Here is a 14963-nt window from a genome sequence, read left to right as displayed (position 1 = left end):
GACTATCTTGTCTGTGTCCTGTTTTTTTGGTTAACATTGGGAGCGTTCTATATTCTTCTAAATAACTACTAATCAATTCAATCATCTCACATGATATAATAATAATATTCTACTACAATTTACTTGACCTCGATGATGATAGAAGGAGTACTGTCTATGCGAAAAGTGAGCTTATCTATATGTATGCTGATTATTTCTCTAGCGTTAATGGGCAGTTCTCAAGCAGCTATGGGTGGTGTCAAACTGAAAGATTTCCCCAGTCATTCATTATTAAAAAAGTCACTAGTTCTTAATTCCCCAGCTGTTCTCGGAAACATGGTTCTTTTGCCTACCGCTCCTTTTGATGAGTTTGAGGCAGCACAAATTATTTCAAGAGTGGATAATTTGCCTTTCTCTTTATTATCAAAAGTAGGGGAAGAGAATATTAAACTAAAACTATTTAATGGAAGGCTAACAGATAATCCAACCGTAGCCCATCTTGAAGGTATGATTCCAAGAGGGTATAAGGGTGATACAACATGGGATGACGTTCCTGGCATTGGGGGGGCAAAAACAGTTCTTGTGAAGATCGGATATAGTGACAAGGGAAAGGGGCATAGCTCCGTGAATTTAGAGCTCCATGAGCTAGCTCACTCCATTGACCGCTATGTTTATAATGGAATGCGAAATAACCAAAAATTTTTAACGATTTGGAAGAAGGAAAAACAGCTGCTATTCCCAGAAGAGGATTATTTCTTAACCTTTCCTGAAGAATATTTTGCAGAGGCATTTGCGATGTATTTCCTCGGTGGGTATTCAAGTAATCTATTGAAGAAGACGGCACCTGAAACATATCGCTTTATGAAAAACTTAAAATAGATGAAATTTATTTTTTTACCCTTATCATTTTGATACAATAAAAGCAATGCGAAAGTAAAAGGTTGGGTTGGTATGAAACAATATTTAGAGCTTTGTAAACATGTTCTTGAAAATGGTGTGAAGAAGGAAGATCGAACCGGAACGGGCACAATTAGTACATTTGGCTATCAAATGCGATTCAATTTAGCGGAAGGATTTCCACTGTTAACAACAAAAAAATTGCATTTGCGCTCCATCATTTATGAATTGCTTTGGTTTTTAAATGGAGATACAAATGTTAAATTCCTTCAAGATAATGGAGTAAGAATCTGGAATGAATGGGCCGATGAAAAAGGAGAGCTTGGTCCTGTATATGGTCATCAATGGCGTTCATGGGCAGGTGCAGACGGAAACACGATTGATCAGATTAGCGAGCTCATTCAGCAAATCAAAACGAATCCTGATTCAAGAAGGATGATTGTAAATGCATGGAATGTAGGTGATCTTGATAAAATGGCATTGCCGCCATGTCACTGTATGTTCCAATTCTATGTAGCTGACGGAAAGCTATCATGTCAGCTTTATCAGCGGTCAGCAGACGTATTTCTTGGTGTACCATTCAATATCGCTTCATATGCACTGCTCACACGAATGATTGCACAGGTTTGTGATTTAGAGCCTGGTGAATTTATCCATACATTTGGCGATACACATATTTATTTAAATCATCTCGAACAAGTACAGCTCCAGTTAAGCCGTGAGCCGCGTGCGCTTCCAAAATTGAGAATCAATCCAGAAGTGAAGGATCTATTCGGGTTTCAATTTGAAGACTTTGTTCTTGAGGAATATGATCCACACCCACATATAAAAGGAGTGGTAAGTGTATGATTTCACTCATGTGGGCCATGGACAATAACCGTGTTATTGGCTATAATAATCAGCTTCCTTGGCATCTTCCAGAGGATTTAAAGTTTTTTAAGCGAACAACGATGGGACATCCGATTGCGATGGGGAGAAAAACATGGGATTCCATTGGCCGGCCGCTTCCTGGAAGGGAAAACATCGTAATCACTCGCAATCCTGCATTCACATGTGAGGGCTGTACTGTGCTGAATACAATTGTTGAGCTCCTTGAATATAGCCGGCAGAAGGACGAGGAAATCTTTGTTATTGGCGGTGCGGAAATTTTTAAACTCATTTTGCCTGATGCGGACAAGCTTTATTTAACTCGAATATACGATGAGTTTGAAGGAGATACCTTTTTTCCAGAGCTTAATATGGAGGAATGGTCATTGCTTTCTAAAGAGAAAGGGATAAAAGATGAGAAAAATCCATATGATTATGAATTTATGATCTATGAAAGAAAATAATTTTTTACTAGCTGCTCTCTTATGGGCAGCTTTTTTTGTTAAACGCGAGCACCCTATCCCCCGTACAGGAGGTACGAGTGTCGGCTATGTCTACCGCTTTTCTTTAGATTCTAGTTATAAGAGCCTAACTAGTATATAATGGTAAAATGCAGATAGATTGGGAGGTACAGCATGATTCGATTGATCGCATTTGTTGTTTATATGGCTGGCTATTTAGTTTATAGCTTGCCTACCTTAGCGAAAATGAAGAAGCTAAGTCCTGAAATGCCGGTTGTTGAAAGGGATCGCCTTATTCATCAATTACCTATGAAATGGTCTAGCACCATAATGAAAATTACTGGTTCAACAGTGAAAGTAAGGGGCAAGGAACTTTTGCCTGAAGGTCCAGTTGTGTTCGTTTGCAATCATGAAGGTGATTTTGATATTCCTGTTTTATTAGCGTTTATCGAAAAGCCATTTGGTTTTATTTCAAAGGTAGAAGTGAAAAAGGCACCGATTATCTCATCATGGATGGAAGTAATGAATTGTGTATTCATCGATCGCAAAGATCGGAGAAGCGCAGTAAAATCTATTCGAGATGGGGTAGAGAAATTAAAGAACGGACACTCCATCGTTATTTTTCCAGAAGGTACGAGAAGCAAAGGAGGACCTGTTGGAGATTTTAAAGCTGGAGGCCTTAGATTGGCGAAGGACGCTGGGGTTCCGATCGTTCCGATTGGAATAAAAGGCACAGCTGATATTTTTGAAAAAAATAATCGGCTCGTTCGTCCAGCAAATGTTGAAATTAATATTTGCCAGCCAATCGAACCAAATTTAATTCGAGAAAAAGACATGAAGGATGTTGCTGCGGACGTAAGGAATATTATTATTGATAGCTTCAATAACGAGGAAAAGGCTTCATGAGACTCAAAAAATCCTGAGAAATTGTATGTAAATGCTTTTACATGATGATTAAAGGTAACATTCGTTCTGACAAGATCGAGTCTTCTTAAACCGATAATAAAAAATAGGGGATGAAACGATTGAGGTTTCATCCTCTTTTGCTGTTTTGCTCATAATTAGGTTAAACGTATGTCTAATAGTCTTAGTACGTTGGGTTGATCAAATAGTCTGTTAATGCATTCACCATGATTTGGAACTCATTCGGATCACAAAATTCCTCAGGAGAAAAATTATTTTTTATCCATTGGATTAATTCATGTGGAGTATTAAAAAACTCCCCACTTGAATCGCTTTTGCGAACCATATACCTTCCATTATCCTCATCCAATGTAACTTCTACTGGCAGTGCACCATCAAGACTGCATAATGAAAACTCCACTATTCCACCTCCCGAGAAATTTTTAAGCATCTGTTTTTCTTACTTTCGATTAGTATATGTAAAAATCCTTCTTTTCTATTCAGATAAATATCCGAAAAATAAAAATTTTTAAATTATATGATTGAATTCAAAAACTCTCATGGTATAATGAACAAATTAATATCGGATGAGAAATGAGGGTGACAGATGGGACAAAAGGTAATGAAGAAAAAATGGGTGCAGTTGGAGGAGATTTTGATTGCATACCAGCAATTAAAGGATATTGTTGCCCATACACCGCTGCAAAAAAATGAACGTCTTTCTGAGAAATATAGTTGTAATGTGTATTTAAAAAGGGAAGATTTACAGCATGTACGATCATTCAAACTTAGAGGAGCATATTATTCAGTTAAATCATTAAATGAAGAGGAAGTCAAAAATGGGGTTGTCTGTGCAAGTGCGGGCAATCACGCACAAGGGGTGGCCTATGCTTGCCGCCATTTGGGCGTACATGGAAAAATCTTCATGCCAGCAACCACGCCTAAACAAAAGGTATTTCAAGTAGAAATGTTTGGCAGGGAATATGTTGATATTGTTCTTATAGGTGATACATTTGATGATTCGTTTGAACAGGCGATGAAATGTGCAGAGGAAGAACAGAGTGCATTTATCCATCCTTTTGACAATGAGAAAGTAATTGCCGGACAAGGAACGGTTGCTGTCGAGCTTCTGAATGATTGTGAGGAGCCTGTTGACTATGTTTTTGCAAGCATAGGAGGAGGCGGGCTAGTTGCAGGAATCAGTACGTATGTTAAAAGTATTTCCCCGAATACTAAAATTATTGGTGTCGAACCAGCTGGAGCACCATCCATGCTTACTTCTATTCAAAACAAGTCAGTTACTACTTTAGATGGGATTGATAAGTTTGTAGATGGGGCAGCAGTGAAATGTGTAGGGGCAAAAACGTTTGATATTTGTTCTGAATTGATAGATGATATATTACTCGTTCCTGAAGGCAAGGTTTGTACAACGATTCTAGAGTTATATAATGAACATGCGATTGTTGCTGAACCAGCTGGTGCTCTGCCAATTTCAGCACTGGATTTGTATAAAGAGGAAATCAAAGGGAAGAATATAGTATGTGTCATTAGCGGTGGGAATAATGATATTGAACGGATGCAGGAAATGAAGGAACGATCTTTATTGCATGAAGGTTTATTGCGTTATTTTATTGTTAATTTTCCTCAGCGGGCAGGTGCACTACGAGAATTTCTTGATGAGGTACTTGGAAAATCAGATGATATTATTCGCTTTGAATATACAAAAAAAAATAATAAAGAAAATGGCCCCGCATTAGTAGGAATTGAATTGAAGAATAGGGGAGATTACAATAGCTTAATTGAGCGGATGAATAAAAAAGGGTTTGCTTATAAGGAGATTAATAAGGACAGTAACCTTTTCCATTTGCTAATTTAGGTGTATTAGGAGTAATATAATACATGTAGGAATGGTGGTACTTTTATGGATAGCATGAAAGTGGCTTTAGAAAAGAAATTATAAATTGTTTCATTTGGAAATGAAAAAAGTCACATATTCAAAAATTAGGTTTCTAATGTGAATTTAGTATGAACTTTTTTATTCTTTTCCCACAAGATGCGTTAAAACCACTATAATGATACTAGATTCACTAGTAAGCACTTTAAGGAGGATGTTTTTATGTTATCAAACATCGGTGTTCCTGGATTAATATTAATTCTTGTATTAGCATTAATTATTTTTGGTCCAAAAAAATTACCTGAAATTGGTCGTGCATTTGGGCAGACGTTAAGAGAATTTAAAAAATCTACGCGTGAATTAACAAGTGATGTTATGGAAGAGTTTGAAGATGAGGATAAGAAAAAACGGTTAAATAAGGTGCAGGATTAATATCTTGCCCTTTTTTTATCGTGTTTTTCAACTTTAAATAATTTATTCACTTCAAATTGGCAGGAGAATAATATGGCAGACAAAGAATTGAATTTAGTTGACCATTTAGATGAATTAAGGAAAAGGCTGATTATTTCAGCAGGTGCCTTTTTAGTCTTTTTTATTGTAGGGTTTATTTTTGTTAAAGATATATATCAATGGTTTGTAAGAGATCTTGATGTGAAGTTAATTGTTCTTGGACCAAGCGATATCGTTTGGGTTTACTTTACACTTGCAGGTGTCATTGCATTAGCTGGAAGTATACCTGTTTTAGCCTTGCAGATTTGGTTATTCGTCAAACCCGCATTAAAGCCAATTGAACAAAAAATTTCGTTATCATATATTCCAGGATTATTTATCTTATTTTTATTAGGATTGTGCTTTGGCTATTTTATCATCTTTCCTTTAGTTTTATCCTTTCTTGTAGAACTGAGCGGAGAAATGATGGCAACAAATTTTACTGCAGAGAAATATTTTCGGTTTGTAATGAATATGACTCTGCCATTTGGGATTCTATTTGAATTGCCTGTTGTTGTAATGTTCCTTACATCACTAGGAATCATTAATCCTGTAACGCTTAAAAAGGTGCGGAAGTATGCGTATTTCATTCTTGTTATTGTTGCCGCATTAATTACACCACCAGATTTAGTCACGGAAATTCTTGTTGCGATTCCTTTATTTCTTTTGTATGAAATCAGTATAAGTCTATCAGGCGTGATCTATAAGCGTAAACTGAAAAAAGAAAAAGAGTGGGAAGAAAACAACCAATATGAGATGTTGGACGAGAACTAAAAAAATTTTTGAACCCTCCACAAATAGACAGTTTTTGATCGGAAATTAGGGTATAATATAGTCAAACGGGTAAAAAAGAGGATTGATATTTTGCTATTCAAAAGCCTAGAGTTCAAAAATGCTGTTGGACAGAAGGTAAAGATTACTGAGATTCCTGTATTGAACAAAAATAGCCCTTATTATTTCATGATTCAAGTCCGTTTACAAGCCTATATAAAAACAATTTATGGGGTTCAAAAAGAGAATAATATCTATTCTTATCGAGAGTATCTAAAAAGAGTTTTAAAATGGCCTGATTATCAGAAGCTGTTTAAGACTCCAGAATTAAAAAATAACGCGTAGCCACTTGAGTACCGGAGAATTTGCCGGTACTTCTTTTGGTAACAGATAAAAAAGTCTGAGCATATTGCTCAGACTTTTTAACTTGGAAATGGGGTTGGTGTAGGTTCTGCATAGCCTTCTTTATATGTATCATCTATATATTGGCGAATTTCTTTTTTGGATTTCCCTTCATTTAACATATTTATGCTCTTTGCAGCTGTATCCAGACATGTTCCGCATCTAGTTCCATGATCATCCCATACGACCTCGCCGTTTTCTTTGTTTTCATTGATAAAACAATCATAATTATCTTTATGATCTCCAGAATCAGCACATCCACAATAACATGGAATATACTCTAATAGATCCTGGTATTCTCCGACAGCACCATACACCATTTGAATTTGTTCATGTTGATCTTCAAGGAATTTCGGTGGATCGGAAATAGAGGCAGTCAATTCTCTTAAATCACCATTTTCTGCATGATAAGAGTGCTTGTCTTGATCCTTTTCTACTTTCTTTTCTTCCTTTGCAGTAGAACAGGCTGATAGTAAAATGAAGATGGTTGTAAAGATTAGGAAATATACGAATATATTCTTTTTCATAAAATCACCTATTTTCTTTTTATTATTCAATTCAATATCATCATAGCATAGTCACAATCACCGATTGTTAAAAAAAGAGCCGAAATCATCTTGTTAAACGCAATTGTGCTTAAATCGTAAAATTTTGTGTTTTTAGAGGATTTATGTAAACCTCTGTCGAATGGAAGGTTTATAAAGTGGAAAAAGGACTCGGTGAACGAATAATGAAGGAACAACTAAACAACTTGCCTTTATTCAGAAAAATTTTGTTATTTTCCTTTTTTGTAAGCTTAATTCTAGTTATTTCTACAGCTGGCATTAGTCTATTTCTTCAAACGAAGCAAATGGAGAAACAGCTCCGGTTTCGCGTTGTTGAAATGTCCACATTATGGGGGACAATTATGGATATTGAGGACATAAAAAAAGTTAAAGCGGAAAGAAACCTTAAGCATTCTTCTTTTCAAAACTTAAAGCATAGTATATCTCTTGTAAATGAAAATGCTCCATATTCAAATGCTTTGTTACTAGCACCGAAAGTTTCTGCTTCTGGAGAGGTATTTGTTCTTGTTAGCTCAGCGGACTATGAAAAAAAAGGGCTGAAGTCACTCTCTTTCTTGAAGGTTGAAGGAACATTTCTAAAATCGTTCAATGAAGCCATGAGAGAAGAAAAGATTGTTTCTAGTCCATTATATCGGGATGAACTAGGCCTTTGGATTACCTCATTTGTTCCAATTTCAGATCATAATGGGGAACTTGTTGCTATATTAGCAATGGATATTAATGCTGCCATCCTAAGTGAATACCAAAAAAATATTTCCCTTTACCTTATCGGAATCTTTGTTGTAATAATTATTATTTATTATATCGTATTAAAAAGAGGATTAAGGAAATTTTTGAATCCTGTAAATGAAATCATTGATGGGTTTAATGAAGTTAGTAAAGGGAATTTTGAAGTGAAATTAAAAACCTCTGACCAGTCAGAATTTGGTGTATTGGTCGAACGATTTAATGCGATGACACACCAGCTCTCACAACTGTTTGAACGTTTATCGGCAACGACTGAACAATTTGGAACGGGGAATAAAAATATTGCTCCATTGCACCGTTTTGAAGAGGCTATTGATGAAATGGAACAAATTTTGCATAGAACAAAAATCCAACGAGAACTTCAGCGAGCAGAAAAAATGAATGCGATCGGACAGCTAGCAGCTTCTGTTGCCCATGAAATCAGAAATCCAATGACTGTTGTGAAAGGCTTTCTGCAAATATTTCTGGCTAAAGAACAGATGAGTGAAGAAGAACGCATGTATATTAGACTGATGATTGAAGAGATGCATAGAGCAGAAACAATTATTAATGATTACTTATCCTTAGCTAAGCCTGATATTGAACATATGGAACTGGTGGATGCGGGTGAGTTTGCTTCGAGGGTAATGGAATTAATGAATTCATATGCAATGATGTCCAAGAATATTTCGATTGATATCAATTTAAACAATGGAGTATACATAAAGAGTAATCCAAGTGAATTAAGGCAAGTGCTCATAAATATTTTAAAAAATGGAATAGAAGCAATGAAAGATGGAGGTAATCTGACGCTTTCAGTTTATAAGCAAAATGGATATGGTGTATTTGAAATTAGTGACACTGGTATAGGTATGTCAAAAATAGAATTGGATAGATTAGGTACCCCCTTTTATTCATTAAAGGAAAAGGGCACGGGTATTGGAATGATGGTATGCTATCAAATTATTGATAGAATGAAAGGAAAGATTGAAGTAGAAAGTGAAGTTGGCATAGGTACAATATTTAAAATATATATCCCATTAGCTGAAGAATGATTATTGAAAATATGGCTATTTATTCTGCTTTCCTGAATATGTTTATGTATAGGAGGTGGGCGGGATGAAAGCGAAAAATGTCCTTCTATTCAGTGATTTTGGGATTGACGATATTGTTGCGGCCATTTTTGCTCTGTTTTCCAAAAAAATAAATGTGGTTGGTATTGTTGCAGACTATGGAAATGTCTCTCGAAAAGATGCTTTGAGGAATGCGGCATTTCTACAGAATGTCACGGGAGTAACAGATATTCCAATATATGGAGGAGCTGTGCTTCCTCTGACTGGAGAGAGGCCTGTTTATTATCCTGAGGTACATGGTTTTGAAGGTCTTGGTCCTATTGATCCCCAAATGGAAGTGAATCCTAATTTATTTGAAAACTTTAATGAAATTGTTCCATTGATCGAACAATATGAAAATGATTTGATTATTGTTAATATAGGCAGATTATCTTCATTAGCAACGGCATTTATTTTATATCCCAATCTGATGAAAAAAATTAATGATTTTTATATTATGGGTGGAGCCTATAACTTTCCGGGAAATGTAACTCCCGTTGCTGAAGCAAATTTTTTTGGGGATCCTTATGCTGCAAAAATTCTTATGAATGAGGCACCGAAAAAGCTCCATATCATCCCTTTGAATGTTACCATGTCTGCCATTATCACACCATCGATTATAGACACGCTGCATCATCATTATGAAAAGACACATAACAAAACAGGCTTGATTGTGAAACCGATGGTTGATTATTATTATTCTTTTTATCAAAAAACGAATCCAGGTATAAGCGGTAGCCCGTTGCACGATGTATTTACACTATGGTCGTTACTTGATGAGTCAGAGGTTGTTTATCAGGAAACACCGGTTCAAGTCGTTGTTGATCAAGGAATTGCTTTTGGGCAAAGTATTGGGGATTTCAGAAAAGCCCCTGAGTTAGAATCGAAAGACTATAAAATTCATAAGGTTGCAGTAAATTATAATTATCGTTCCTTTGTTCAATCATTTTTTGCCATTATGAAAAATCATAATGGCGATTTTGCATAAAAGTTCGTTCACAAGTTTGTCACCAATTTTTCTTCCTTCTTTCGTATACGTCTGCTAAAATTAGTTCGTATATAGATAGGAGCGGATATTAATAATGAAAATACGAATACTGACAATTATAAGCGTTTTTACAGTATTTCTTCTCTCGGCATGTGGCAATGGAGAACTAAAGGATGCAAAAAACTGGCCGGTTCCCGATTTTACTTTCACAGACCAGAATAATAAATCTTTTGGGTTAGCTGATTTGAAAGGTAAGGTTTGGGTGTCCGATTTTATTTATACAGCCTGCCCAGACATTTGTCAGCCAATGACTTTTAATATGAGTAAATTACAGAAAATGGCGAAAGAAGAAGAAATTGAAAATATTGAATTTGTTTCTTTTAGCATAGACCCTATGGTTGATAAACCAGAAGTGTTAGCTGAATATAGCAAGCAGTTTGAGGCAGATTTAACAAATTGGCATTTTCTTACTGGTTATCAGCAAAAGGATATCGAAGAATTTGCGAAAGGCTTCAAAACAATTGCACAAAAGCCTGAAAATAGTGATATTGTTATTCATCAATCATACTTCTATCTAATTAATCAGGAGGGAAAAATCCAAAAGCTATACAGCGGGGATAAAGAAGTTCCTTATGAAGAAATTATTGATGATATAAAGACTTTACAATAGACCTTCTCTAATAGGTCTATTTTTTTTGAAAGAATTTTAGTCAATATTTACTGGTGGATAAATCAGGTTTGCTACGTTATGTAATGCTAGTATCGTGTTATAATATCAATACTGAGTATCAAATGGCCCTACAGCTAGATGCTTTACTTTTCTAAAAAGCCGGGTGATAAAATGAAAAAGAACATACTATTCCTTCTACTTAGTTTCCTTTTTTTGGCTTCATGCAATCCTCAATCGTATATAAAGGAAAAACTGAATCAGCATAAAGAAGTATCGTTAATGGTTAAAGAAAAGGTGCCTGAAGAGTTTATTCCTCAGGACATTCAAATTGTTTCTGTTGGTGATTCATTAACACAAGGTGTTGGAGACAGTACGAATCGTGGCGGCTACGTGCCATATCTTAAGAAATTGCTAGAAAATGACAAATCGATAAATGAGGCAATTTTTAATAATTTTGGCATAAAAGGAAATCGATCAGATCAGCTCTTAAAAAGGTTATCCTCAAGCGAGGTAAAGAAGGCTGTGAAAGAAGCTGACTACGTCATTGTAACGATAGGCGGCAATGATGTCATGAAGGTTGTACGAGAAAATTTCTCGAGCTTGAATCTTAAAGCTTTTAGTCAGCAAAGAAAAGTCTTTGAAAAGAATTTGCAGGAAGTATTGGCCACGGTTCGAAATGATAATCCTAATAGCCAAATTATCTTAGTAGGCTTGTACAATCCGTTTTTTAAATGGTTTGCAGATATACGGGAAATTAATGAGATTATTGGAGAGTGGAATCAAGCAAGTCAAGATGTATTAAAAAAATATCCTAATACTTATTTTGTGGAGATTGCTGATCTTTTCTATGATGAAGGAGAGAAACTCCTGCATACTGATTATTTTCATCCCAATGATCAAGGATATGCATTAATTGCTAACCGAATTTTTGAAAAAATAAATGAGGAAATATTAGAAAAGAAATCAGTTGATCCACTGACAGCTGAAAACGAGGAGAATGGAAATTGAAGGATCAGAAATGGAAAAAGCTATTTTTTCTTTTATTAAGTATCATTGTTATCTTCATACTAGTTATTTTCATATTATTGAAAATACCTGCAACGGAGGATAAGTATATTGTAGAAAGTTTGAGTACAGACGATTACGTTCCTTTTAAAATTCAGACGGATAAACAAGATCTTAATAAGGTAATCAATCATTATCTCAAAAAAGAAGGTTTAACAGGAGCGATTGATTATAAAGTCATTTTAAATGATGAAGTGGAACTATATGGGCTGATTCCTGTATTTAGTCAAGATATCCAGTTAAAGCTTACGTTCGAACCGCAGGTTTTAGATAATGGGGACATCGTTCTTCAGCAGAAGTCTATATCTGTAGGACAGCTTCAATTGCCTGTATCGTATGTGTTAAAATTTATTGGTGACAAATACAAGATTCCACAAGGGGTAACCATTCACCCGAACGAAGAGAAAATATATGTTTCATTGCAAAAAATGAAATTAAAGAGTGATTTCAAAGTAAAGGTCGATGAATTTGATTTGAAGAATGATGATATTCGATTTACTTTATTACTTCCTGTAAAAGAGTAAAAAGGCGTGACAGCAGTCATGCCTTTTTCATCCTTCAAGCATTATTGCTTCAAGTTCTGGTCCCTCGGCAACTGATCCGATTATTAAGATAGAATATACTTTGTTCGGCTCTAAACGAACGTGTGGGATGGATAGTACAACATTTTTGGAACCAGCAATTCGTGCCTCTAGATCAACGGTCATTGGTGAAAGTCCAAGATAGCTTGTGAATTTTCGGTAGTCGATATTTGAAAAAATCACGTCTCTGTTTTTTACTGCAATATCGAATGCAGGAGCATCATTCGCTAAGTGAATAAATCTTACTTTTGTTTCCCCATATGGTACGTGATGCCCGTCTTCCAGAGCAAGCCATTTTAAATTTTTCACACCCCCGCTAAATAAAAAGGAATAGTTTTTTCCTTGTCCCACGATGATCTTTCTGCTTAATACGGTTGAAACCATATTCCCCGCAGGATAAATATCAACTTGGTATTTCCCAGCTGGAAGAGGTAAGTAGGTACTTGCCTCTTTATAAGGGAAGTCCTTTAATACCCTTGATCCATTGACATAAATATCAACATTTGATGCATCGTCAGAGGCATGAATGAACCGTATCTTTGCAGGCAGAGCTGTCCCGCTTTGGGCTGGGTTCATTTGTGAGCGCATGGAATGAGCAGCTAATGTCATATATTTTAGGTGCTTTTGGTAATAAGCGATATGCTTAGCTGGGTCTACATATTTATAATAATTGGCTAATAAATCGTATTGGCCCGCTTTTTGAAAGAGGTTATTCTGATTTCTATTTAGAGACATACTCCTCGCTCCTATCTAGATCGTATACGTTAGTAACATATGCAAATGGATATGGGTTGGTGTCACGAGTTTGGTAAACGCAAATAATCTGCAAAATGACAAAAATATAGCTTTACTTATGGCTGAAAATTCCATATAATAAAAATAAATCAACGGAAGGTGGGTGATGTGTAATGGAAAAATTATTAATTGTTCGTACGTTAATTGTAGTTGACACATGCACAGCCCAAACCTATTCTGTTTGATAGTTGTAGAATTTCGTTTGTCTTTCTATGCTTATTAAACCATGGGCTGTGTGGCCGATGGTTTTTTGTTGTACTTAAATTTAAATAGCATGGAGGAACAAACATTGAAATTACAATCATTCGGTTTTAACGATTATTTTGAAAAAGCGTTTACACAATATAAGGAAGCGGGCTATGCGGTTGGTCGGGTAGCTCTTGAACATAAAAGAATGTATCGGGTTTGGACAGAAGAGGAAGAGCTATTATGTGAAGTATCTGGTAAGTTTTCATTCTTAGCAGCATCAAGGGAAGATTATCCTGCGGTTGGGGACTGGGTTGTTTTGAAAACGAGGGCTGGAGAAAATCGCGCTACAATTCATGCAGTTCTGCCTAGACAGAGTAAGTTTTCAAGAAAAGCTGCTGGAATTAATACAGAAGAGCAAATTGTAGCAGCGAATGTAGATACAATCTTTTTAGTTAACTCACTAAATGATGACTTAAACTTAAGGCGAATAGAAAGGTATTTACTGCTTTCTTGGGAAAGCGGTGCTAATCCTGTAATAGTCTTAACGAAAGCTGATTTATGTAATGATTTAGAAGAAAAGCTCGCTGGCGTTGAAGCAATTGCGATGGGGGTTCCAGTCATTTCTGTCAGTGTGGTCGAAGAAAGTGGTCTTGCTGATTTGCAGCCATATTTGTTGCCGGGAAAAACAGTCGCACTCCTCGGTTCGTCTGGTGTTGGAAAGTCCACTTTAACAAATTATCTAGTAGGAGATGAAAAACAAAAGGTACAAACAGTCCGTGAAGGAGACGACAAGGGCAGACATACAACCACCCACCGGGAATTAATATTACTTCCACATGGGACAGTATTGATTGACACGCCTGGAATGCGGGAACTTCAATTATGGGACAGTGAGAATGGTCTTGCAGAGAGCTTTGCTGATATCGAGAACATGGCAGAAGAATGTAAATTTCGTGATTGTACTCATGAAAATGAACCGGGCTGTTCTGTCATTCAATCAATCGAAAATGGGAAGTTGGATCAAAATCGCCTAATTAGTTATAAAAAACTTCAAAAAGAACTTGCTTATCTGGAAAGAAAGCAAGATAAGCGGGCTCAGTCTGAAGAGAAAAAACGCTGGAAAAACATTAGCAGCAGCTTAAAGCAGAAATATAAAAAAGTATAATTTTGAACACAATGCCTCTTCTTGATGAAGGGGCTATTTTTGTATAGATAACAGATGGCCTGCTCACAAGAATTTGAACATTTCCATTTTAATTGGGCAAATACCCGTACAGGTCAAGCACCTACAACATAACTTAATATGGAAAATGCCCTATAAAAAATGAGGAGTGAATGAAGATGCAATATGGATATGGTTGCGGTTTTGATCCGTGCTATTCAGGTTACGGTTATCCAGTAGCCGGTGCTTATGGAGGATATTGCGGTGGATTCTCTGGTGGTTTTGCCTTAATTGTTGTATTGTTTATTCTTCTAATCATCATCGGTGCAAGCTGCTACGGTGCTTGGTAAATAAGAGTTATGGATGCTGTCTCCTTTCGGAGGCAGTTTTTTATTTTTATATTAAAAAGTAGAATAATAGAATTTCAAATTCTCCATGAAAGAATT

At 35.9% G+C, this 14963-nt stretch carries 18 protein-coding genes; 15 read left to right on the top strand and 3 right to left on the bottom strand.

The window, feature by feature from the left end:
• Positions 1–156 precede the first annotated feature (156 nt).
• The 4 genes from RUH74_RS11800 (at position 157) to RUH74_RS11785 (ending at position 3110) form a co-directional block, all read left to right on the top strand.
• The gene (locus tag RUH74_RS11800; RefSeq protein ID WP_313800507.1) at positions 157–858 is read left to right on the top strand and encodes an anthrax toxin lethal factor-related metalloendopeptidase; all 702 of its coding nucleotides are present in this window, start codon (positions 157–159) and stop codon (positions 856–858) included.
• 72 nt (positions 859–930) lie between these two features.
• Positions 931–1725 (top strand): thymidylate synthase, encoded by a 795-nt coding sequence (locus tag RUH74_RS11795; RefSeq protein WP_313800506.1) that lies wholly within the window; start codon positions 931–933, stop codon positions 1723–1725.
• Positions 1722–2207, top strand: coding sequence for a dihydrofolate reductase (locus RUH74_RS11790; RefSeq protein ID WP_313800505.1), 486 nt, complete (start codon positions 1722–1724; stop codon positions 2205–2207). The genes RUH74_RS11795 and RUH74_RS11790 overlap by 4 nt, the downstream gene beginning before the upstream one ends.
• A gap of 171 nt (positions 2208–2378) precedes the next feature.
• Positions 2379–3110 carry a lysophospholipid acyltransferase family protein gene (locus RUH74_RS11785; RefSeq protein ID WP_313800504.1) on the top strand — a complete coding sequence of 244 codons (732 nt, stop codon included), beginning with the start codon at positions 2379–2381 and terminating at the stop codon, positions 3108–3110.
• Positions 3111–3291: 181 nt separating this feature from the next.
• Here the strand turns inward: RUH74_RS11785 and RUH74_RS11780 are convergent, their stop codons facing one another.
• The gene (locus RUH74_RS11780) at positions 3292–3528 is read right to left on the bottom strand and encodes a hypothetical protein (RefSeq protein WP_313800503.1); all 237 of its coding nucleotides are present in this window, start codon (positions 3526–3528) and stop codon (positions 3292–3294) included.
• A 186-nt stretch (positions 3529–3714) separates the two neighbouring features.
• On the opposite strand from RUH74_RS11780, the gene ilvA reads away from it, so the two are divergent.
• The 4 genes from ilvA to RUH74_RS11760 all read left to right on the top strand — a co-directional run bounded on the left by ilvA (position 3715) and on the right by RUH74_RS11760 (position 6606).
• A complete protein-coding gene (ilvA, locus tag RUH74_RS11775; RefSeq protein ID WP_313800502.1) occupies positions 3715–4983 on the top strand; it encodes a threonine ammonia-lyase IlvA in 1269 nt (422 codons plus the stop codon).
• Positions 4984–5223: 240 nt separating this feature from the next.
• On the top strand, positions 5224–5433 hold the full coding sequence (locus RUH74_RS11770; RefSeq protein ID WP_313800501.1) for a twin-arginine translocase TatA/TatE family subunit: 210 nt from the start codon (positions 5224–5226) through the stop codon (positions 5431–5433).
• A gap of 72 nt (positions 5434–5505) precedes the next feature.
• On the top strand, positions 5506–6264 hold the full coding sequence (gene tatC, locus RUH74_RS11765) for a twin-arginine translocase subunit TatC (RefSeq protein ID WP_313800500.1): 759 nt from the start codon (positions 5506–5508) through the stop codon (positions 6262–6264).
• Positions 6265–6354: 90 nt separating this feature from the next.
• On the top strand, positions 6355–6606 hold the full coding sequence (locus tag RUH74_RS11760; protein WP_313800499.1) for a DUF2535 family protein: 252 nt from the start codon (positions 6355–6357) through the stop codon (positions 6604–6606).
• Between the two features lie 77 nt (positions 6607–6683).
• Here the strand turns inward: RUH74_RS11760 and RUH74_RS11755 are convergent, their stop codons facing one another.
• Positions 6684–7190 (bottom strand): PCYCGC motif-containing (lipo)protein, encoded by a 507-nt coding sequence (locus tag RUH74_RS11755; protein ID WP_313800498.1) that lies wholly within the window; start codon positions 7188–7190, stop codon positions 6684–6686.
• 176 nt (positions 7191–7366) lie between these two features.
• On the opposite strand from RUH74_RS11755, the gene RUH74_RS11750 reads away from it, so the two are divergent.
• The 5 genes from RUH74_RS11750 to RUH74_RS11730 all read left to right on the top strand — a co-directional run bounded on the left by RUH74_RS11750 (position 7367) and on the right by RUH74_RS11730 (position 12314).
• Positions 7367–9010, top strand: coding sequence for an ATP-binding protein (locus RUH74_RS11750; RefSeq protein ID WP_313800497.1), 1644 nt, complete (start codon positions 7367–7369; stop codon positions 9008–9010).
• Positions 9011–9074: 64 nt separating this feature from the next.
• On the top strand, positions 9075–10055 hold the full coding sequence (locus tag RUH74_RS11745) for a nucleoside hydrolase (RefSeq protein WP_313800496.1): 981 nt from the start codon (positions 9075–9077) through the stop codon (positions 10053–10055).
• Between the two features lie 94 nt (positions 10056–10149).
• Entirely contained in the window at positions 10150–10725 is a 576-nt protein-coding gene (locus RUH74_RS11740) for an SCO family protein (RefSeq protein WP_313800495.1), read from the top strand.
• Between the two features lie 171 nt (positions 10726–10896).
• Positions 10897–11733 carry an SGNH/GDSL hydrolase family protein gene (locus RUH74_RS11735; protein WP_313800494.1) on the top strand — a complete coding sequence of 279 codons (837 nt, stop codon included), beginning with the start codon at positions 10897–10899 and terminating at the stop codon, positions 11731–11733.
• Positions 11730–12314 (top strand): YpmS family protein, encoded by a 585-nt coding sequence (locus RUH74_RS11730; RefSeq protein WP_313800493.1) that lies wholly within the window; start codon positions 11730–11732, stop codon positions 12312–12314. Before RUH74_RS11735 ends, RUH74_RS11730 begins: the two co-directional genes overlap by 4 nt.
• A gap of 27 nt (positions 12315–12341) precedes the next feature.
• Here the strand turns inward: RUH74_RS11730 and RUH74_RS11725 are convergent, their stop codons facing one another.
• The gene (locus RUH74_RS11725) at positions 12342–13106 is read right to left on the bottom strand and encodes a DUF4397 domain-containing protein (protein ID WP_313800492.1); all 765 of its coding nucleotides are present in this window, start codon (positions 13104–13106) and stop codon (positions 12342–12344) included.
• A 334-nt stretch (positions 13107–13440) separates the two neighbouring features.
• On the opposite strand from RUH74_RS11725, the gene rsgA reads away from it, so the two are divergent.
• The gene (rsgA, locus tag RUH74_RS11720) at positions 13441–14520 is read left to right on the top strand and encodes a ribosome small subunit-dependent GTPase A (RefSeq protein ID WP_396230016.1); all 1080 of its coding nucleotides are present in this window, start codon (positions 13441–13443) and stop codon (positions 14518–14520) included.
• A 176-nt stretch (positions 14521–14696) separates the two neighbouring features.
• A complete protein-coding gene (locus tag RUH74_RS11715; protein WP_313800568.1) occupies positions 14697–14867 on the top strand; it encodes a YjcZ family sporulation protein in 171 nt (56 codons plus the stop codon).
• The last annotated feature ends 96 nt before the right edge of the window (positions 14868–14963 follow it).

The sequence above is a fragment of the Cytobacillus sp. genome (genome assembly GCF_032154635.1).
Taxonomy (GTDB): Bacteria; Bacillota; Bacilli; order Bacillales; family Cytobacillaceae; genus Cytobacillus.
This window is presented reverse-complemented; position numbering and strand designations above follow the sequence as displayed.